Origin of the sequence: Variovorax paradoxus, assembly GCF_009498455.1 — a bacterium.
GTDB classification, from domain to species: domain Bacteria; phylum Pseudomonadota; class Gammaproteobacteria; order Burkholderiales; family Burkholderiaceae_C; genus Variovorax; species Variovorax paradoxus_H.
In genome coordinates this window covers 3,361,940-3,382,869 of record NZ_CP045644.1, presented here as the reverse complement: position 1 = coordinate 3,382,869, position 20,930 = coordinate 3,361,940, and the positions used below count along the sequence as shown (strand labels likewise).

Here is a 20,930-nt window from a genome sequence, read left to right as displayed (position 1 = left end):
CGCGATGACATCGAACACCACACCCCTGGCAGGCCTGCGCGTCATCGACTGGACCCACGTGCTGGCCGGGCCCTTCGCCGGTTACCAGCTCAGCCTGCTCGGCGCCGAAGTGATCCGCATCGAGCGCGCCGACGGCGACGACATGATCCGCGCCAAAGGTCTGGATGCCGAACTGACCGCCCTCGGGCTGGGCGAGACCTTCGTGACGCAGGGCGCGGGCAAGCGCTCCCTGGCCCTCGATGCGCGCGACCCGCGAGCCAGGGAGGCGCTGGCAGCGCTGATCGGCAGCGCGGACGTGCTGCTGGAGAACTTCCGGCCCGGCAAGCTGGCGGCGCTCGGCTTCGATCCGCAGCAACTGATCGAACGCCATCCGCAGCTGGTCATCTGCTCGATCACCGGCTTCGGCCCTGCCTCGGACCGGCGCGCCTACGACCACGTCATCCAGGCTGCCAGCGGCCTGATGGCCGCCAACGCCGGCAGCGACGGCAAGCCGCAACGGGTGGGCTTCCCCCTGGTCGACTACGCGGTGGGCCAACAGGCCGCGCTGGCGGTGATGAGCGCGCTCTACCGGCGCGACCGCAGCACGAACGGCGAGGCGCGCACACGCGGCGAATGGCTTCAGGTGTCGATGATGGGCGCGGCGCTCACGCTGATGGCGCCCACCTACGCGGGGCCGCTGGTCAGTGGCATGGAGATGCCGCGCAGTGCGTCGACCGCGTTTTCCGGCAGCCCGTTGTCGGGCACCTTCGAGGCAACCGACGGCCAGCTGGCCATCGTCTGCAATGCGGCCAACCAGGCGGTGGGACTGCTGAACGCGCTGCGCGAAGCCGGCACGGACGCAGCGCTGCTGTCGCAACTGCACGAGGCCGCCGAGCAGCGCGATGTGACGCGCGCGCAGGCGTTGCTGGGCCAGGCGCTGGGCGGACGGACCGTGGCCGAATGGGATGCGCTGCTGACCCGCCATGAGGTGCCCGCCACGCCGGTGATGCGCCCCGCACAGGCGGCGGCACAGATGGCGCGCGACTGGCCGCACGTGGAACTGTCGCTGTCCCACACCTCGCGGCGGGTACCGGTGCCCGGCATCGGCTTCACGTCCAGCGAGCCGCTGACGCCTTCGCTGCGCGCACCGGTGCGTCGCGGCGCGGACACACGCCGCATCCTGGCCGAAGCCGGGCTGGAGGCGTCGACCATCGCGGCCATGTTCGCCGACGGCGCAGCGAGCGAACCCGCGGCCTGAGCGCCAGGGGCGCCCTGACGCGCCCCGAGGCCACGCGCCTCCCCCACCCACCGCACCGAAGTCACTGAAGAGCGCACGCCCTTCGGCACACCCGAGCCCTGGAACGCAGCGATGCGCACCAGCGGCCTCGTTCATCCCTGAAGAAGCACGCAACGCAAGACCTGCCATGAAGCAACATCACGCCCTGTCCGCCCTCGCCCTGCTCACCGTCGCTGGTGCCGCACCGGCCCAATCGTCCGTCACGGTGTTCGGCATCGTCGACGTCGGCATCAGCCGCTACACGTCGAAGAGCACGCACCACAGCCCCAACCCCTTCGCAGTGCCACCAGCCACCGCAGCGGGCGGCGCGAAGAAAAGCCAGACCGCGATGTCGAACTCGGGCTATGCGGGCAGCCGCATCGGCTTTCGCGGCACGGAAGACCTGGGCGGCGGCCTGGCGGCCAGCTTCTGGCTGGAGTCGGGTATCAGCAACGACGACGGTGCCAAGGGCATCGACAACTTCAACCGCCGCTCGACCCTGAGCCTGTCGGGCCCCTTCGGTGAAGTGCGACTGGGCCGTGACTACACCGCGACCTTCTGGAACGACACGGTGTTCAGCCCCTTCGGCACGCAGGGCGTGGGCACCAACCTCATGGCCAACATCAACAGCCGGCTGGCTGCCGCCGCCGGGCCCGGCTCGGTGGTGGGCGCGACCGACAACTACGTGCGCACCGGCAATTCGATCGGCTACTTCCTGCCGCCGAACCTGGGCGGCGTCTACGGCCAGCTGCAGTACGCGCTGCACGAGAACACGAAGCGCAGCGACCAGGCCGGCACGCCGTCGGCCAAGGGTCGCTTCGTGGGCGGGCGCTTCGGCTATGCCAAGGGCCCCCTCGACATGGCCATTGCCTACAGCCAGAGCACGGCCGCCGACAGCACGACGCTCAACGCACTGGGCCTCGTGACCGCCAAGCAAGAGCGCAAGATCAACTCGCTGAACCTGGGTGCGTCGTACGACTTCGGTCCCGCCAAGCTGTTCGGCGAACTGTCGCGCGTGCAGGACAAGAACGAGACCGGTGCGCTGCAGAACCTGCCGGGCCTGGCCGCTCCGCTCATGACCACCACGACGCGCAAGGACCGGTACGACGGCTACCTGCTCGGCGTGAGCGTGCCCGTGGGCGCCGGCCTCATCCGCGCGTCGTACGCTTCGGTGAAATACAAGAACGGCGCGCCGGCTGCGACCGACCTGAACAGCCTGCTGTGGGGCCTGAACGGCCACCGCGACACCACGGCCAACCAGATCGCACTGGGCTACGTGCACAACCTGTCGAAACGCACTGCGCTGTATGCCTCGGTGTCCCGCATCCGCATCAAGAACGGCTGGAACAACCCCGGCGTGATGGGCGCCATCACCGGCGGCTCGGTGAGCTACCTCGCGGGTGGCACGGCGCAGGCCGCGGGCTGGGCGCCGCGCTCGTCGATGGGCTACGACTTCGGCATCCGCCACGCGTTCTGAAGACGACCCGCGCTTCGATGCCTCGCCTTGCCGCTCGCAGCGCTCCGCAACTCGGCACCATCTGCGTATCGACCGCCCCCGAGGCGTCTTGGGGGAAAAGGCGCGCCGCGATACATCCAACGGCTGAGCAACGTAATCGATCGTCCGCTACGCAGCGGTAGCAGTCTTCCTGGAAGTCCATACGGAGGGCTGCATCCTGGCGCTTTGCGGACTGTCGCCCCCTAGTCTGTCGTCAGAGCAGGACGTTAAACAGATGGCCTGAGTGTCTTCCCAATCCTCTTCGACCTCTAGAGAAACGGTGAACGAGGCAGCGGTGGCTGCGGGGCTCCTGCTCGGAGGACAATCGCCAACTCCAACAGGCCTCCGCAACTTCACTTGGCTCGCTTCGGCCCCCCCACAACCGATGGAACAAATTTATTCTCCCCAGCGCGGTAATGCGCTGTACGCAAACTTGGTCAACGCGCCACCAATGTTGCTGTTCCACGAAGCTCATCGACCATTCATCGAACACCCGGCGGATCTTCTCCATCAAGAACTCGACGACATTGCAAACTTGTTTGTTCAGGTCGCCGATGCTGTTACAACTGGACCCGCCGACGGGTTCGAGGCTCCTGTGCTCGCCGAAACGGAGCAACTGATCCGGACCGTCAACGAGCTGTACGAACAACTGCACGTCATCATCAAGTGCTTTTCAGCACCCGACGCCGACAGCGAAAAGATGACCCTGCATGACTTTCTGAAGACCAGAAATCCGCACGTTCACCAAGCATTCTTGTCGTCGACAAAAGCCCACCACGAGCAGGTTCGTATCCCTGCCAACGCGCTCAAGCATCGGGCGGCGCGGCTGGCACCGATTTCTATTACCAACCACAACGGCGTGTTGGTGACTGGCTTCTACGTCCGAACTATGACAGGCCCAGAGGATCAGCGAGGGCCAGACCCCCAAGTGCACGCGCGCTATCGGGGGACTGTCTATACCGCGTTCTCGTACAACCACTTCTTGCTTCGCATCGCGGGCATGCTCTACCTCTTCCTAGACAAACTGGACCGCGCTCTATTCAAGCAGCGCTCTCCCGCCCGGGTCCCGTTGCCCCCGCTAGAACGGGTTCTCAGAAGGGCATCCGAGATCCGGGTAGAGTTCTTCCCCGACGAGTATGACCAAGCCACAGCTCGAATCTCAGCGACGGAAGGGCGCATTTCGATCCGCTATCCGCAGCTTCCTCGCATACGGCCCGGTGAGGCTCCGGACCACATCATGTCGGTGAATGCGCGGATCGGGAACGTTGGTAGACCGGTAAGCCAGGTGCATGCGCTGATTCCATACCTGCAATTGACGCGACGGGGCGAAGTGTTGCCCGGACTCCTTCCCGATCCCCGCCGCCGGCCGAGGCCCTGATTCGTACACGCGGACTGGCGTGCAGCGCGCCATTTCGCATGTACGCGTTTCCATGATGCAGTGCTTTAAGATCAAAGGCGCGAGCCTCCTTTCTTTGAGCCGAGCACATCGCAACTACTCGCTGAGGTATCGCCTGACTTCATAGAGTAGAACGCGGCGGGCACTCATGGGCACGGGCCGCCCGGCAGCGAAAGCAGAAGCGCCGCTGTGCATGATCGAGCGTCGCGTGTCAAGCTTGCGAAGCAAGCCTAAAACGGTGGAGTTAGTCAAGAACAAGAAGACCTACGCCAAGCAGGAGCACGTGATATGGCGGGTAAGCGACATCACTTCATTCCCCAGTTCCTTCAACGCGGATTTGGTAGCCCCGAGAACGCAAGTAACGCGTGGGTCTTCCGCAAAGACAGGCCGGCATTCAACACCAGCATCCAGAACATTGCGCTCGAAGGGCAGTTCTACACGCATGATGGCGACAGGTCCGTCGACGACGCGATCACTGACGACGAAGGCGCGTTGGCGGCATTCGTGACGGACCTGCGTGCAGCTGCTAACGGGACGAATGTGGATTCCCAGCAGGCGGCCAAGCTCGTCGCCCACATGCTAGTTCGCACGCGGCATGTTCGCGAAAACTTCGAAAGGATGACTGGCGACTTGGTGAACGGCGTATACAACGCAATGTCAGACCCAACCAAGTTAGCCGCCGTACTCACCGCGCACATTCAAGATGACGCCAATCTGACCCGCATCCTCAAACAAATTTTGACAGTGGCGGCTGGTGATCAATTTCCTCTCAAGGAACTCAGTCGTCACCTGGATCAAGCGTTAACGCCAGCAATGCTTCAACGGGCCAGGGCAGAACTACCTGCGTACTTCAAAGCAAACGCGGACGAGCAAGCAAGGGCGCTGCAAACGGAAGGGAAACTCACACAAGGCCTACTCAAGGGTGCGATGAAGTCGGGGCATCTGAAGGCACTGAAGCGCGTAGCTACCTCCTCGGAGAGAGAGGAGGCGTTTGCAAAGCTCACGTTCCGTATTCGCAAGTACCCGGGGGGCAACATCATCTTGGGCGATTCAGCAGCAGTGCATGCAGTGGCGGGTGAACGCCGAGTGGCCCCACTCAATGATGCCACCGTGCCCATGGTTGGCGTGCTGCTTCCATTGGATACCGAGACCTGCCTCATCGGTGAATTGAATGGCCGCTGTGAAGTATTCGAGACTGCCGAGAGTGTGCGGCAGGCAATCGCTGGCTGCTCTCTTGAGTTCTTTGTTGCGAGCGTCGACACCCCAGAGAATCGGGCATTGGTGTCAAACGTAGCGAAAGACTCTTACTTACTAGACGCCGCCGACGTTGAGGAGATTCTTGGGGACCTCGGTCTGGTTTAAACAAGGGCGACGCGGCTCAGCGTTACAGAAAAACCTTGCCGAGACTTCGAGTCGAGTGCACAGCTCGAATCTATTCGTGCTCGCCGGGAAACCACACCATGAAGAAATTGAGCAAGCTGTTGATTTCCATGGAATCCTGACCCGGCGGGGACGCAGTGTTAATCTTGGGCTGGTTATGCAGCGAACGCGAGGGCCCTGCAGGACTCGACGGGGTGAATCAATGCCGCCGCGAGCGTGCAAACTTTCGTGGCACGCTTCGACGAATCGATGGACCGCACAATGGCGGAATGACCCTAGAAACGTTTCTGAAGCTCTTCTCGCTGATCGCGGGAGCGTTCGCACTGTGGAAAATCGTTGTAGAGGTGGGCGCCGGACGCCGCAGCAGGTTCAGGGACGAATACAAGTTCGCTCGCGAATTCTTGGATGACATCCGAAAAACGCCCCAGATGCATCCATTCCTTCTACAGAAGGGCTATCAGGCGTTGGCAGGCGACAACCGTCTGAGCGCCCAAACGGTCGAATACCTGCTGACGCTTCCAGAGTCCGCACGCGCGCTGAGATTTTACGTGATGGGGCTGCCGTACCTTCAGCATACCGCGACGGCGGTGGGCTCACAGGTATCGTTCAAACGCAAATACGCAAGCCACGGGGTGAGGGTCACACGCAAGGTCGCATACTTGGCTGCATATGGGCTGTTCTATGCGCTCGGCGCGGCGCCACTCTTCAGCTTTCCGCTGAGCCTGTTAGGGATCACGCCATCGCCGTCCCTATTCTTCACGACTGCACTCTTCTGCTGGCCCATGGCCGCCTTGTCACTGTGGTCTGGCATTCGGATCACGGCTGCCGAGCCTCTAGTCGGTGCCCAACTCGCGCGGCCCTAGTTGCCCAAAGAGGCAGACGGAAGCGCCGGCCTGTGCCCAGTGCCTGAGTGCAGGTGCACCCTAACTCGTTGCATCAAAGTGGCCTGGACCCCGGAGGTGTGTAAGCGTCCCGTGAACCCATCTTGAATCGACGTTAGGAGCAAAGGATGCTCGTGGCCAAGTACCTGAATCACCTGCCGCTGTACCGGCAGAAAGCCATCTTCGGCCGGGCCGGCCTTGCGATCCCGCGCTCGACGCTGGCCGCCTGGGTGGGCCAGTGCGGCGTGCACCTGCAGCTGCTGGTGGACGCGCTCAGGAGCGAGATGCTTCGCAGCCGAGTGTTGCGTGCGGACGAGACGCCCGTAGCCACCCGGCCAGCCGCATTGCAGAGTTGCTGCCGCATCGCTGGCTGCCGACCACGGCTACATAGCCAACGCCGTCGTCAAGACGAGTTCACTGCGCGCTTACGGAGGTGTTCGCTTTAGCCAGCCTGTGGTTGGTTGGCCAAGCAGCGCGTGGAGAGCTCCTTTGCTAATCCTTGGTAACAAAACAGGCAGGCGGTGCTACCAGCGCAGGTAGCATCCCTGTGTACTTAGCCGACCTGGGCAATGCTGTGACCCTGCCGAGAAATCTAACTGTTGAACTGCCATTGGCAGATCGTTTCGCCGAGCTCTATCGAGAGGCCGGGCAGTACCCGCTAGCGGCAGTGCCCCACCACCGCTACCAATGGCTTTTTGGGATAGTTCGATCGATCTTGGTGCCGCACATGATGCCAACTGGGCCAGACGACGACAGCCTCCTGGGCTGGCCGAGAGCGTCAGTGTTGTGGCGTGACTTGCTGACGCAGCTAGTCTTCGCGGAAGTACTGCGCACTGAGGATACGGCTCCGCTGCGCTTGGCTGCACCGCTGCTCTTCGATGCGCTGCGAGACACCCACCACTTCGTAGATGCGTTGGTCCCGATGGAAGAGGGGCAGGCGCCTTGGATCGAGGCGATTCGGTATATCCGGGCCTATGAAACGCAGACGTCACCGCACTGGTCCCCACGGCACGTCAGCAGAGCGAACGCCGCTAGGTTTTTCGCGAAAAAGGGCATCCCAATCCAAGTTCGCGGAGCGGAGATAGGGACGCAGGGCGCCCAGGGGAGCCGAAGCATCGCCCAGACCGTGCGTGTGCCCTTTGGTCGCCTCGGCTCCCTGGCGATGGAGTTTCTGCAGCAAACCTTCGAGCGCCGCTACGATCCTGTGCGGAAGCATGTCAACCTCCACCCCGAGCTCTCAATGACGAGCATGAAGATCGAGCCGTCGATCCCGCTTGGCTATCTGTATCGCATAGCGCTCCAACACCTTCACGTGGTGCCTGCGCGCACGGGGCGAAACCAGCTGCTCGATAACGCGCTCACCGCGTCTTGCCACTTGGGCGCCCTGGTCGACGCGGAGCCGTGGTCACCTTTCGAACCTCTGGGCGACCACTATCCCGCCGACGTCATCCGTTCGCTTGGACGGGTCGTACTCTATGACCAAGTTTTCGCGTTGCCTCAGATACACCAGCCAGTGGTCGAGGCATTGCTTCGCGACGTGGTCGTGCCGGTAGCAGACCAGCTCCCTGGCGGGCCAGTTTGGAGACCGGACCATATCCTGGCCTTGTTAATGGTGCTGCAAGACATGGCAGAACACCCCTGCAAAGGCACCGTTGTGCAACGCAGTGAGGTCGAAGCACGACTCGCCGCGCGGCTGTTCGACCGACACGCGGCGGAGATGCTGGTACATACCTTTTCCCTGGACCGACCTTGTCGGAACTACTACTCGCCCGGCCATGGCAGCGACGCCGAGGCCTTGGAAGCGGCGCTAGTCCAGCTCGACGGCAGCAGACTGTGGATTCCTCCGGCGGCTTTCCTGGGGGCCGCGTTCTACCAGCGGGCCTTTCGCCTACTGGCCAACGGCAGGTCCAACTTCAACACCGAAGTCGGCAGGAAGTTCGAACTGCACATGGCGGAGCGCCTCGCGCAGCGAGGCATTCTGTGCCTGCGGGGTGTTATGAAGCGCGGCCGCCAAGTCACCGGCGACGTAGACCTTGCTATCGAGACAGACCGCCACATCGTGCTGTTCGAGATGAAGGCCAAAGCCTTGCGCACCGAGTCAAGGGCGAATGACACAGCTACCTTTTTCATCGACATCGCTGAGACACTGGTGCATGGTGCGACGCAGCTCTCGAAATGTGAACTACGCCTCCTTCAGGAAGACTCGATAGCGCTTCCCAACGGTGTCCTTGAGCTGCGCGGGCGCGAAGTGCTCAAAGTGGTCCTTACCATCGCGGATTTCGGTGGTCTCCACGACACGACGACGATGCGGCGCGGACTTGAGGCACTAGCGGGTGTGGAGATTGCCCTGACGAATGCATCAAGCTCCAGTCAAACGCGTCGTGTTGGAGCAGGCAATCGGGACCTCGTTGGCCTACGGTCGGTTCTGTCAAAACTGGTCGCGGTTGCCCACAATCCGTACCGCGAACACCCCTACGACAATATCTTCTTTCACAACCTTGGCTTCATCGAAGAGCTGCTACAGCATTCCGCCACGGGCGAGGAGTTGGTCGAGAATCTGCGATCCGTCAGCCGCATCAGCTTCTCGACTCGCAATCCGGGGTTCGAATTTGAGCAACTGCGCAGGATCCGTGCCCAGGCCACCGCAGAGCAGCAGCTAAGTACGATGCCGACTTATCCGGTATCACCGACGGTGTAGCCGGGGCATCCTCGCAGCAGTCATTCATCGTTGAAGGGGTGACTGGCCGCTTCCAGCACCAGCGGTCGTTCGCGAACCAAACTCGAGAGACCGCAACCAGTCTCGGGCAGAATTTGCCAAGGGGCAGGTTTGCAGCGGTTGCGGTATTCCGCTGCAGGTTGCCGGATCCACGCTCCGGGGCATGAAGCCGTCATTGGCATGCCTGTCTCTGTGCTGGCAGCGATGACCGGTGTCGAGAGTGAAGCAGCCGGCCAAGTGGCTTGGTGGCCGCTCGCCACTCCTACTCTTCGCCGTACTCAAACTTCCGAACGGCAATGGACTCGTCCGCGCGACGACGCTCACTCTCACTCATAGCCTGGAGCTCGTTAGCGTACTTGGCAGCAAAAGTACGGACGCGTTCATCGGGGTCCTGAAGCCAGTCAAGGACCTCGCTACGCTTCCTGTCGTAGGCCTCCGCCATCCCGTACTCGCCTGACACCACACCTGTGCTCATCAGCGCAATCTTTACCTCGTTGATGAGCGGGCTGCTCCGGGGCAACCGCTTGATGAGTTCCTTGGCAACAGGCTGGATGAAAGCCTCTCCGCCGTAGGATCGCAGCACACCAGCAACAAATTCAAGGCCCTTTTCGCCGCCATCTCGAATGAGGCGAACAAGTTCTACCTGGAAGCCCTCAGAGAACTGAGGAAAGATGGCCTGCAGCAGCTTTGCACCCCTGAACTCAAAGAGCGAATCGTCGGCTGAGTAGCGGCCCAGGACCTCGGCGACAACCGCCTTCGGGTCCCTGGAAAGGCTGTCCTGTAGTGTGTGGAACTGGTACGGCAGCTCTTCGTAGTCGTAGCCCGCCTTTTCAGCAACTGCCGCGACAGCTGCATTGGGTTCATAGAGTCGGTCGCACAGGTACTCAACAACCAAACTGGGCTCTCGCTCGGCAATAGCTGCCAGCACGTCCTCGGCCTGGTAGTCGATCTGTGGCAAGAGGCGCAGGTTCTTCAGCACCTCACGGCGCTCATCAGGAGAGAATTCGCCGACCATCTCCGTCGCCTCTTTCCTGTACCAAATCTCTCGAACCCAGCCCGCATCCCCAAGCTCGGTCAAGCGCGGCAAGGCACGCAGGAAGAGCTTCTTCAGGTCCGCCTTCCAGGCTCCCGAATCGGACCTACCGACGGCCACCGTTGCAACTTGGCGGATAACGAAAACGTCACGAAGGCGAGTCGCCTTTTCGAGAATCCTCTCGAGGATGTCGAAGTCGACATCCTTGGTCGACAGGAAGACCTTTGCGCAGGCGCTCAGGAACGAAGTCTCCTTCTCCGAAGCCTCGTCTATCCACCTTGTCATCAGAGGGAGGAGCTGCGCCTTCTTGTCTCCGTCCCAGACACCCCGAAGCAAAGGTATGAGGAACCGAGACAGTGCTTCGGCGTGCTCGGTGAGCAGTTCAAGGCCGAAGTCGGGGTACGACGCCGCAACCTCGGCCAGGAACTCATAGAAGACGGGAAAAGTGGCCAGGTCGTTGGACTCGGTCTGAGAGAACCTCAAGATTCGAGCGCGCCACACATCAAAGCCATCGGCTGGAACCTGTGCGGCCAGGACCTTGGACTGTTTAGCTCTAGATTCCTGAGAACCAAGCGTGAAGGACTCGTCTCTACGCTCCTTCGTCCAATCGCCGAATATCCCTTCGAAGCCAACGAGCGTCTTGTAGACGCTGTACTCTGCGTTAGCGTCGATGATTGCCTTAACCTCAAGCGCAGTCGCCTTCACCTCCACCGATGCAGTGTGGAAGTGAATCCAGTAGCTGTCATACTCGACCTTCTGGATGATCTGCAGATCGTCTTCCTCTTTGGCGACATCGCCAAAGAACCACAGGACCTCCTGAGCGTTCACGGAAATCATCTCCGCAAAATCTTTGTCGACAGCCCCCCTGCCATCACCTCGAGCTGCTGTATTCATCGCTCTGATGACAGATAGCTTCTGCGACTTGCTTTCAACGAGCCGGTAGAGTTTCTTCACCAGAGCAATGCTTCGTGTGCGGATCTCGACCACACCCTTGTGAGCAGGAGCTACTGCTTGAGACAACGTCACGCCGGTAGACGACCACTTCGTCGATTCCATGGATGTCGACAGAAGGCCCTCTAAGAGCGTCAGCACGCCACGCAAGTGTTGTCTCAGGTAGTCGTCACCCTTGTTCTCCAGGGCCTCAATGACTAGAAATTGAGGCCCTGAGCCGATACCTTTGGCTGCCCCGTCGCCGAAGTACACAGAGATGTTGTACTTGGCCAGGCCCGTCAGGTCTGAGAACGCAGCCTTGCGCACCGATTCTTCATCATGCCTCGATGCCCACAGCAGGCTGTCCACAACAGTTGGTGTCTCCAGGTATCGCAAGGCGTTGAGCAAGTCGATGGCTTTGGTCATCAACCTGTGGGCGCTGCGATACTGGGATAGCGCCTCCAACTTTTCCCCATGCTCATCTGAATGCACCAACGCCCGGCTCTCAACCGTGCGCAGGAAACCGTCCGCGGCAACTACGACTTCCTTGCTGTGCCGAAATCCCACCGTGAGCAGCACATCAAGGCTGAACTCAAGGGCTTCGTAGTCGACGCCGTTTACGAGGCTGGCAATTGCCTGCTCGCATGCGCGCTTGATCGCCTCATCGGCAGCAGGGGTAGTCGATCGAGCCAGGCGCTCAAGGACTTTGATGCGGGTAGAGGACTCCACCACTTCAGCCTCCGAAGCCCGTGAGCTCAATCATTTCAGCCTCAGCCTGCTGCACAGCCTTCTCCAGCAGCTCACCCTTGACGGCCAAGTAGTTGTGCCCGGTGTCCCGTATCAGGTCGGCCAACGCCAAGCGTTCCAGCGCGTTGCGCGCCGCGTCTACGGTGGCGCCAGACTGCACGAGCAGGTCGATGGCTTGCTGCTTACCTGCCCGGTCCAAAAATCCGACGAACCCAAGGGCCTTGATGTCCAGAAGGGTCAGGTGCCTCGTATGAGCTGTCAGCAAAGCCTCCAGTTCGCCGGGCTGGACCTCCGGCTGCGGCATCACCACGGCAGCCGGCACCGGCAGAACTGGTGCGGCGCGCTCATTTCTCATGTACGCCTGGACTATGGGATGGTCTCCCATCAGCACGTCAGCAGTGCGCATGGAAGCCAGGTCCGCAAATCGAGCCTTCAGTGCATCGACGACTGGCGACACGCCATTCGCCTCGGTAGTTCTGAACGCAGTCAGCTTCAGCCCCTTGGCCACGGCCTCCTTGGCAAGGCTGGGGGCGAGCACACCATTTTCGAAGAAGCCAACCTCATCGCGAGTCACAAACATCACTTCGGAACCCGGGGGCAGCGTCAGCATGCTCTCCCAGATGAGGCAATCCTTGTAACCATGGTCGGACTTCGACGTCGGCCGCCTACCCTCCATGGAGCGGTCGGACGCGGCGAGCTTGAGTGCATCCGTCATGGACACGACATGGATGACGTCCTCAAGCTGATCCAATATCTCACGGGCCTGAGCATCTCCAAACTGCGACTTTGGCAGCAACCCGAATAGGTCGAATCCGCAAAGCGTTTTCAACCTATCGACCTCTTTCCCCATCTTCTGCAAAGCTTCGTCGCCAGCGATGGTGAACTGCTTGATGTACTCGATGCGCAGGATATCGGGCACCAAGAGCTTTGCCTTCTTGGCGCGGAGCATGTCGATGAGAAGCGGCCCACCCTTCTTGCGAAAAAGGTGGGCATCGCGCGCGCCCACATTGGTGTCGCACAAGACAAAAAGTTGCCCGTCGTCTGCCATAGCCATCCTGCTGGAAACTGTCCTAGATTGTAGGTGGCGGCCACCTGCGTCGACTTCCTGCGATTGCCAAGGTCGGCACCGGCGGCCGGCTGCAAAGTGCTAGGCAGTGGGCCGGCTGGAGCGCCCATACTGTGACATCCGGTCAGGCCAAGCCTTAGTTCGGGCAGGGGCGCAGCGGTGACCAACACCTCAATGCGAGGTAAGGAATGACGAACCTTGGTGCCATCAGGCGCACGGTGTGGCCGAGATGCTGCAGTGGCCAGGCGGTCGCTAACGAACGGCCGCTGATGATTGCAGCGGTCGCTTAGCCTGTCGGTAGCGAATGACTCTGACCAGTCTAAAGCCGTCACACAGAAGCCTGAGGCGCGCGCAGGCGCCCCCTCCTTTTACAACGCCGCGAAGCGCGGCACCACCTGCGTATCGATCGCCCCCGAGGCCGTCTTCGGAAACAGATGACGCGCCACGTTATGCGGATGCACCGCCGCCTCCGCAATCGTCAGCACCGGCGCGAAGCACACGTCGGTGCCCTCGAGCAATGCGCACCACTCGTCGCGCGTCTTGCCGCGAAAGCACTCGGCAAAGCGCTGCTTCATCACCGGCCATTTCTCGCGCTGCATCTGCTCACGTGGGTCCACGTCGGCCATGCCGAGCTTCTCCAGCAGCAAGGCGTAGAACTGCGGCTCGATGGCGCCGACGGTGACGAAGCCACCGTCCTTGCAGGCATACACGTCGTAGAACGGCGAGTCGTGGAACACGCTGGGCTGCGTGCCGCCGATGCTGTTGTTGGCATGCAGCCAGTGCACCAGCGTGCCCAGCATGGCGACCACGTCGAGGATCGCCGCGTCGACCACGCGACCCTGCCCGGTGCTGCGCGCACCCAGCAGCGCGCAGACCATGCCGAAGGCCAGGCCGAGCGCGCCGCTGGCGTCGCCCATGGTCGGCGGCACCATCGGGGTCGCGCCGGGTTGCGCCGACAGCGACAGCAGGCCGGTCAGCGCCACGTAGTTGAGGTCGTGCCCGGCCGCCTGCGCCAGCGGGCCGTCCTGGCCCCAGCCGGTCATGCGGCCGTAGACCAGGCGCGGGTTGCGCGCCGCGCACACCGACGGGCCGAGTCCGAGGCGCTCCATGACGCCCGGGCGATTGCCTTCGATGAGCGCATCGGCCGTGGCCACGAGGTCCAGCGCCTGCGCCACGCCCTCGGGCGTCTTCAGGTCGAGCGTGACGACCTGCTTGCGCGCGCGCAGCGGGTTGTCGGTGGTGCTTCCCAGGCGCTGCACTGCGCCGGCCTGCGGACGTGCGATCACGGTGACCTCGGCCCCCAGCGCAGCCAGGATGCGCCCGGCCACCGGGCCCGGGCCGATGCCTTCGAACTCGACGATGCGAGTGCCTTGCAAAGGCCTCTGAAGCGCCGTGGCGGCGGGAGACTGTTCGTTCATCTGAAATTGCCTTTCTCGCACGACCTGTAGTGCCTGCTGCGCTCGATGGTCCACGCCACCGCACCCTGCGCCCCCACTCCTGAAGAGTGGGGCCTTCGCGCCCGCGCCGGCATCTACTGGCGCCATGACCACAACCCACCCTCTGCTCCAGCGGCTGCGCCTGCCGGCCGTCGCCTCCCCCATGTTCATCGCCAGCAGCGTCGAGCTTGTTGTCGCGCAGTGCAAGGCCGGCATCGTCGGTTCGTTTCCCGCGCTGAACGCGCGCCCCGCCGCCGCGCTCGATGCGTGGATCGACGCCATCGAACAGCAGCTCGCGGCGCACGACGCAACGCACCCGCACGCGCCCGCCGCGCCCTACGCGGTGAACCTGATCCTGCACAAGACCAACGACCGCCTCGCCGCCGACCTTGCGACCTGCGTGCGCCGCCGCGTGCCGATCGTCATCACCTCGGTGGGCAACCCGGCAGCCGTGGTCGAGGCCGTGCATAGGTACGGCGGGCTGGTGTTCCACGACGTCGTCAACCAGCGGCACGCACGCAAGGCGGCGCAGGCCGGCGTGGACGGGTTGATCCTCGTGTGCGCGGGGGCAGGCGGACATGCGGGGCGCCTGTCGCCCTTCGCGCTGGTGGGCGAAGTGAAGCAATGGTTCAGCGGGCTCGTGCTGCTCGGCGGCGCGATCACACGGGGCGACGACATCCTGGCCGCGCAGGCGATGGGCGCCGACCTTGCCTACATGGGCACGCGCTTCCTGGCGGCGACCGAGGCGAACATCACGCCCGCCTACCGGCAGGCCGTGCTCGATGCGCCCGCCGAAGGCATCGTCTACACCGACCTGTTCTCCGGCGTGCATGCCAACTACCTGCGCAGCAGCGTGGCGACGGCCGGCTACGACCCGGACGCCCTGCCGGACCGCGGGGCGGCGGAAGAAGACTTCGGCTCGGAAAGCATGGCCAAGGCCAAGGTGTGGCGCGACATCTGGTCGGCCGGGCAAGGCGTGGGCAGCATCGGCGAGGCCGAAGGCACCGCCGCGATCGCTGCGCGGCTGCAGCGGGAGTACGGCGAAGCGCGGGTGCGGCTCGGCTTCGCGGCCGTCTGAGGCCCGCGAGCCGCCGCGCCGCGGTCCCTCAGATCACGCCCTCCTCGCGCAACCGGGCCTGCTCGTCGGCATCGAGCGCGAGCCAGTCACCGAAGACCTCGTCGTTGTCTTCGCCGATCGCGCCGCCGGGCGTGTGAATGGCACCGGGGTCGCGCAGGAAGCGCGGCACCACACCCTGGATGCGCACTTCGCCGAAATCGCGGTCGGGCACGGTGCACAGGAACTCGCGCGCCTTCACCTGCGGGTCTTCGACGATCTGGCGTGCCGAATAGATCGGCGCCAGCGTGCCCTTGTGGCGCTCGAAAGATGCGAGCACGTCGGCCAGGTCGTTCGCCAGGAACCAGTCGGCGAAGAGCGCGTTGAGTTCGGCTGTGTGTGCGCAGCGCGCGGGGTTGCCGCCAAAGCGCGGATCGCTCAGCAAATCTTCGCGCCCGATGGCGCGGCAGTTGGCCGCGAACAGCGCGTTGGTGCTGCCCGACAGCGACACCCACTGGCCGTCGCGCGTGCGGTACACGCCGGTCGGCGCCGCGTACTGGCTGGTGTTGCCCGAGCGCTCGTGGCTTTCGCCAAGCAGGTCGTACTTGATCGGCAGGAACTCGATCAGCTTGAGCATGGCCTCGGTGAGCGACAGGTCGATCTCCTCGCCCGGCGCGTCGGGGTGGGCCGCGCGCTTCCACAGCGCGGTCATCACGCCGAGCGCGCCGAACAGCCCGCCGATCGAATCGCCGATGGGGTAGCCCGCATGCATGGGCTGCCCGTCGGCCTCGCCCGAGATGTAGGTCAGCCCGCCCATGGCCTCGAAGATGCGCGCGAAGCCCGGCCGGTCGCGGTACGGGCCGGTCTGGCCGAAGGCCGTGGCGCGCAGGATGACGAGGCCGGGCTTGAGCGCCCAGAGCGTGTCGCGGTCCAGGCCCCAGCGATCGAGCGTGCCGGGGCGGAAGTTCTCGATCAGCACGTCGAAGCGCGGCAGCAGCCGCTTGAACAGCGCCAGGCCGCGCGGCTTGCGCAGGTCGAGCGAGATGAGCTTCTTGTTGCGGTTGGTCACCTTCCACCACAGCGCCTTGCCGTCCTTGAAGGGCGGGAAGGCGCGGCAGCCGTCGCCCACGCCGGGCAGCTCGATCTTGAGCACCTCGGCGCCGTAGTCGGCCAGCAACGCGGCGGCCGAGGGCGCAGCCACCACAGTGGCGATGTCGAGCACGCGCAGGCCGGCCAGCGGGCCCTGGCCTTTGAAGGCGTTGTCCTTGGCGGTCATGGGATCGCGGCTCCTGCGCCGGCAAAGCGGCCGAGATGGAAAGTGGCATCGCCGAGCAGCACGTCGTTGGCCATGAGCCGCTTGGCGTAGTGGCTGATGGCGGTCTCGTCCTGCAGGCCGACGGCGCCGTGCAGCTGCAGACCGTCGAGCGCGATGGCGCGGCCCGCCAGGCCGGCGGCGTACTTGGCCGCGCTCACGCGGCGCACACGCTCCTGCGGCGAAACAGCAGGCCAGCCCTGCGCGGCCTCGCGCACCAGCGTGCGCGCCTGCCCCCACAGCCGGTAGTGCTCGACCACGCGGTGCTGCAGCGCCTGGTAGTCGGCCAGCGCGCGGTCGAACTGCTTGCGCGTGCGCATGTAGTCGACCGTGATCGCGAGCGCGCGGCGCATCGCACCGACGCTCTCGGCGGCCAGCGCGAGGGTCGCGAAAGCCACGGCCTCCTCGATGATTTCGCCGGCGCGCTCGGGCCCGGCGATGAGCGCATCGATGGGCAGCGCCACGTTGTCGAACACGGCGTCGCAGGCGCCGCGCCCGTCGTGCAGGCGATAGCTGCGTCGTGCAACACCCGCTGCCGCCGCGTCGCAGGCGAACAGGCCGAGGCCGCCGTCTTCAAGCCGCGCGCTCACGAGCAGCGTCTGCGCGCCGTCGCCGCCGAGCACGAAACGCTTGCGTCCGCTCAGGCGCCAGCCGTCGCGGTCGCGCCGCGCGAGGGTGTCGATGCGCGCGACATCGGCCACGCCGTTGCCTTCGCCGTGCGCGAATGCCACGCGCAGCGAGCCGTCCGCCAGGCCGTCGAGCAGCCGGCTGCGCACCTCCGAAGGCGGCGTGTCGCTCACCAGCTGCACGCCGAGCACCGTGCTCCAGAGCAAAGGTTCGAGCAGCAGCGCTTCGCCGGTCGCCTCCATCACAGCACTGAGTTCGACCGCGCCGCCGCCGAAGCCGCCGTCGCGCTCGGGCACGCACAGGCTGCCGATGCCCAGGTCGTGCAACGACTGCCAGAACGACGCGTCGAAGCCGCCGTGGTCCGCGAGCACTCGCTGGCGGTGCTCGAAGGCGTAGCGATCTGCCAGCAGACGGCGCAGGGCCGCGTCGAGCATCGCCTGCTCGTCGTTCAGCGGCTCGCCCGCATCGCCGTCGAGCGCGCTCTGTCCGCCGAAGATGGCCTTGGCGACGATGCCGCGCTGCACCTCCGACGTGCCGCCGCCCAGCGTGATGCCGCGGTAGCGCCAGACATGCAGCGCCAGGTTTTCGGCGTAGGTGGGCGACAGCGGCTCGGGGTTGGGCACGCCGTCGATGGCACCGGCGTCGCAGGGCAAGGCCTCGAGGCCCGCGAACTCGAGCTGCAGCTGCTGCAGGTCTTGCAGCAGCGTGTTGCCCTGCAGCTTGAGCAACGAAGCGTCCAGGCCGGCGTCGCCGCCCGCCTCCACCGTGCGAACAGCAGGCCACCAGGCGGCATCGAGCGCGCGGGCGCGCACGTCGAGTTCGGCGAAGCGGCGCGCGTACACGTCTTGGGCAAGCAGCGAGGCACCGCCGGGTCCGCGCCCTTCCGCCATGCGCGCGGTTTCCAGCACGTCGGCCTTGCACTCGGCGACGCGTGCGACGAACAGGCGCTCGATCACGAGCAGCCCCTTGGCCACGCTCCAGCCGGCATGCTCGACACCGACGAGGTTCTCGACCGGCACGCGCACCTCGTCGAAGAAGAGCTGGACGTGGAACTGCGCGCCGTTCATGAAGCGGATCGGGCGCACCGTGACGCCGGGCGATTCGAGGTCGATCAACAGCACCGAGATGCCGTCCTGCTTGCGCGCCGCGCTGCTGTCGCTGCGCACGAGCACCAGCGCCCAGTTGGCCCAGTGGCCGTAGCTCTGCCAGATCTTGGTGCCGCTGACGACGTAGTGGTCGCCCTCGCGCCGCGCCGTGGTGCGCAGCGAGGCCAGGTCGGAGCCGGCGTCGGGCTCGGAATAGCCCTGCGCCCAGTAGTCGTCGAAGGACAGCATGCGCGGCAGGAAGCGGGCCTGCTGCGCGGGCGTGCCGTGGCGCATCAGCGTGGGGCCGATGGTGTCGATGCCCAGGTTTTCGTAGCGCGGCGCGTCGCTGGCGGCGAGCTCTTCGCGGAACACGGCCTGCTGCACCAGCGACCAGCCGGGACCGCCGTGTTCGCGCGGCCATCCGGGGGCGCCCCAACCGCGCGCATGCAGGATGCGCTGCCAGCGGCTGGCCTGCTCGCGCGTGACCAGGCAGTGCGCGCGCACCGAGGCGCGGATGTCGGAGGGAATGGCCTCGTCGAGGAAGTGGCGGACCTCGGCGCGGAAAGTCTCGAGGTCGGGGGTGGATGCGTGCGGGGACATGGTGAGATGCTCTTTGTCGTTCTATTTCTGCTGCGGCGCCGCGCTGTCGCGGTCCCAATCGAACAGGCTGGGTTCGCCACGCGTGAATCGCGCCGCGGCCTCGGCGTGGTAGGCCGAGGCCATCGCCACGCCCTGCGCGCAGGCCTCCAGCGTGGCCAGCGTGGCGTAGTCGGTCTCGAAGCTCTTGTTGAGCAGGCTGCGCGTCATGGCGGCCGCCTCGCGCGGGCCGGCCGAGAGCCGGTGCGCGAAGGCGCGCGCGGCCTGCGGCAGTGCAGCGGGTTCATGCACCGCATGGACGAAGCCCATCGCCATCGCTTCTTGCGCGCCGATGCGGCGCGCGGTGAGCATCACTTCCTTGGCGCGCGCCAAGCCCACGATGCGCGGCAGCGTGTACAGCGCGCCGTAGTCGGGCACCGCGCCCATGCGCGCGAACGACATGCAGAAGGCGGCACGCGTCGACGCGAGGATGAAGTCGGCCTGCAGCGCCAGGCCGAAGCCGGCGCCGTAGGCCGCGCCGTCCACGGCGGCGATCACCGGCAGGTCGAGCTCGCGCAGCTGGGTCAGCCACAGCTGCGAGTCCATGAGGCGGCGGCGCGTGGCGTCGGGCGAGTTGCGCTCGGGGTCGGGGTCTTGCAGCCGCTCGTTCATGCCCTTGACGTCGCCGCCCGCGCAGAAGCTGCCGCCCGAGCCGGTGAGCACGAGCACGCGCAGCGCGCGGTTCTCGCGCACGCGCGCCAGCATCTCGGCGTAGTCGGCGCGCAGTTCCATCGACAGCGCGTTGCGCGCGCCAGGCCGCTGGTGCGAAAACTCGGCGACGGGGCCGTCGATGACGAGCTGCGACTCGCGCAAGGCAATGGTTTCGGTATCGGAGGCCATGGGGTTCTTTCGTTTCATTCCTTGAAGGACACGCCGAGTTCCTGCGACAGCCGCGTGATGCGCGCGCGTTCGCCCAGGAAGTACTCGGTGGCGGCCGCGGTCGTGCTGCCTTCGGGCTCGATGCCGGCGGCGCGCAGCGGCTGCTGCACCTCGGGGAGCTTGAGGATCTCGTTGACGTGGCGGTTGAGCAGCTCGACCACCGGCTTGGGCGTGCCCGCGGGCGCCATCCACATGAACCAGGGCGTCATGCCTTCGATCTCGCGTGTGAGGCCCTGCTCGGTGCTGGTCGGCACGTCGGGCAGGAGCGCGAAGCGCTTGGGCTCGGTCACGGCGAGCAGGCGGACGTTGCCGCGCTCCACCATCGGGCGCACCGCGGCGTACTCGAGCATCGCGAAGTCGACCTCGCCCGCGCCCACGGCCAGGGCCGTGGGCGCATTGCCCTTGTAGGGCGCGCCGATGGCCTTCACGCCAAGCGAGCGCACCAGCGTGAGCGCGGCCACGTGCGGGTTGCTGCCCGCGCCGCCGTAGCCGAAGCTCAGCTTGCCGCTGTTGGCCTTGGCATAGGCGATGAACTCGGCGACGTTGCGCACGGGCAGCGTGCTGCGCACCGCCAGGAACGACGGCGCGCGGCCGACCATCGAGACCGGCACGAAGTCCTTGCCCGGCACGAAGGGGAAGTTGTCGAACATCAGCGGAAAGCTGGTGCTGACCGCGTTCGCGAGCCCCAGCGTGTAGCCGTCCGCCGGCGCGCGTGCCATGGTCTCCATGCCGATGCGGGTGGCTGCGCCGGTCCGGTTCTCGACGATGAAGGGCTGGCCCAGCCGGTCGCCAAGCTTCTGCGCGACCAGCCGCGCGAGCGTGTCGGTGCTGGCGCCGGCCTGCACGCCCACGAGGATGCGCACAGGGCGCTCGGGGTACCCAGCGGCCTGCGCCTGTGCCGACACCGCGAGTGCGGCGCCGACAAGCAGCGCGCGGACCGCACCGGCAAAGGGGAAAAATCGAACGGACATGGATGCGTCTCCTGGAAGTCGCTGTCGCGGT

Annotated in this window: 14 protein-coding genes and 1 pseudogene; 8 read left to right on the top strand and 7 right to left on the bottom strand. The window is 64.9% G+C overall.

Features of this window, described 5'->3' with window-relative positions:
* Nucleotides 1-4 precede the first annotated feature (4 nt).
* The 7 genes and pseudogenes from GFK26_RS15475 (at nt 5) to GFK26_RS15445 (ending at nt 9,105) form a co-directional block, all read left to right on the top strand.
* Nucleotides 5-1,237, top strand: coding sequence for a CaiB/BaiF CoA transferase family protein (locus tag GFK26_RS15475; RefSeq protein ID WP_153282718.1), 1,233 nt, complete (start codon nt 5-7; stop codon nt 1,235-1,237).
* Nucleotides 1,238-1,403: 166 nt separating this feature from the next.
* Nucleotides 1,404-2,732, top strand: coding sequence for a porin (locus GFK26_RS15470; protein ID WP_153282717.1), 1,329 nt, complete (start codon nt 1,404-1,406; stop codon nt 2,730-2,732).
* A gap of 403 nt (nt 2,733-3,135) precedes the next feature.
* Nucleotides 3,136-4,128, top strand: coding sequence for a hypothetical protein (locus GFK26_RS15465; RefSeq protein ID WP_153282716.1), 993 nt, complete (start codon nt 3,136-3,138; stop codon nt 4,126-4,128).
* 306 nt (nt 4,129-4,434) lie between these two features.
* Nucleotides 4,435-5,508, top strand: a complete 1,074-nt coding sequence (locus tag GFK26_RS15460) for a DUF4238 domain-containing protein (RefSeq protein ID WP_153282715.1) — start codon at nt 4,435-4,437, stop codon at nt 5,506-5,508.
* A gap of 287 nt (nt 5,509-5,795) precedes the next feature.
* Nucleotides 5,796-6,389: a hypothetical protein gene (locus GFK26_RS15455; protein WP_153282714.1), complete on the top strand. Its 594-nt coding sequence runs from the start codon at nt 5,796-5,798 to the stop codon at nt 6,387-6,389.
* A gap of 146 nt (nt 6,390-6,535) precedes the next feature.
* Nucleotides 6,536-6,733: pseudogene (locus GFK26_RS15450) on the top strand (IS66 family transposase); the annotation flags it as partial.
* 470 nt (nt 6,734-7,203) lie between these two features.
* Nucleotides 7,204-9,105: a hypothetical protein gene (locus tag GFK26_RS15445; RefSeq protein WP_228122025.1), complete on the top strand. Its 1,902-nt coding sequence runs from the start codon at nt 7,204-7,206 to the stop codon at nt 9,103-9,105.
* Between the two features lie 280 nt (nt 9,106-9,385).
* Here the strand turns inward: GFK26_RS15445 and GFK26_RS15440 are convergent, their stop codons facing one another.
* From GFK26_RS15440 to GFK26_RS15430, 3 genes are all read right to left on the bottom strand, one after another.
* Nucleotides 9,386-11,815: a hypothetical protein gene (locus GFK26_RS15440; protein ID WP_153282712.1), complete on the bottom strand. Its 2,430-nt coding sequence runs from the start codon at nt 11,813-11,815 to the stop codon at nt 9,386-9,388.
* A gap of 4 nt (nt 11,816-11,819) precedes the next feature.
* Nucleotides 11,820-12,881, bottom strand: a complete 1,062-nt coding sequence (locus GFK26_RS15435; RefSeq protein WP_153282711.1) for a PIN domain-containing protein — start codon at nt 12,879-12,881, stop codon at nt 11,820-11,822.
* A 386-nt stretch (nt 12,882-13,267) separates the two neighbouring features.
* Nucleotides 13,268-14,317 carry a CaiB/BaiF CoA transferase family protein gene (locus GFK26_RS15430; RefSeq protein WP_153282710.1) on the bottom strand — a complete coding sequence of 350 codons (1,050 nt, stop codon included), beginning with the start codon at nt 14,315-14,317 and terminating at the stop codon, nt 13,268-13,270.
* Between the two features lie 124 nt (nt 14,318-14,441).
* Here GFK26_RS15430 and GFK26_RS15425 point away from each other — a divergent pair, with 124 nt between their 5' ends.
* Nucleotides 14,442-15,413, top strand: a complete 972-nt coding sequence (locus GFK26_RS15425; RefSeq protein ID WP_153282709.1) for an NAD(P)H-dependent flavin oxidoreductase — start codon at nt 14,442-14,444, stop codon at nt 15,411-15,413.
* A gap of 28 nt (nt 15,414-15,441) precedes the next feature.
* Here GFK26_RS15425 and GFK26_RS15420 read toward each other — a convergent pair whose 3' ends face one another.
* The 4 genes from GFK26_RS15420 to GFK26_RS15405 are packed head-to-tail and all read right to left on the bottom strand — an operon-like array spanning nt 15,442 to nt 20,899.
* A complete protein-coding gene (locus GFK26_RS15420) occupies nt 15,442-16,665 on the bottom strand; it encodes a CaiB/BaiF CoA transferase family protein (protein ID WP_153282708.1) in 1,224 nt (407 codons plus the stop codon).
* Nucleotides 16,662-19,013, bottom strand: coding sequence for an acyl-CoA dehydrogenase family protein (locus GFK26_RS15415; RefSeq protein WP_153282707.1), 2,352 nt, complete (start codon nt 19,011-19,013; stop codon nt 16,662-16,664). The genes GFK26_RS15420 and GFK26_RS15415 overlap by 4 nt, the downstream gene beginning before the upstream one ends.
* 21 nt (nt 19,014-19,034) lie before the next feature.
* Nucleotides 19,035-19,889, bottom strand: a complete 855-nt coding sequence (locus GFK26_RS15410) for an enoyl-CoA hydratase/isomerase family protein (protein WP_153282706.1) — start codon at nt 19,887-19,889, stop codon at nt 19,035-19,037.
* Between the two features lie 14 nt (nt 19,890-19,903).
* Nucleotides 19,904-20,899 carry a Bug family tripartite tricarboxylate transporter substrate binding protein gene (locus GFK26_RS15405; RefSeq protein ID WP_153282705.1) on the bottom strand — a complete coding sequence of 332 codons (996 nt, stop codon included), beginning with the start codon at nt 20,897-20,899 and terminating at the stop codon, nt 19,904-19,906.
* Nucleotides 20,900-20,930: the final 31 nt, after the last annotated feature.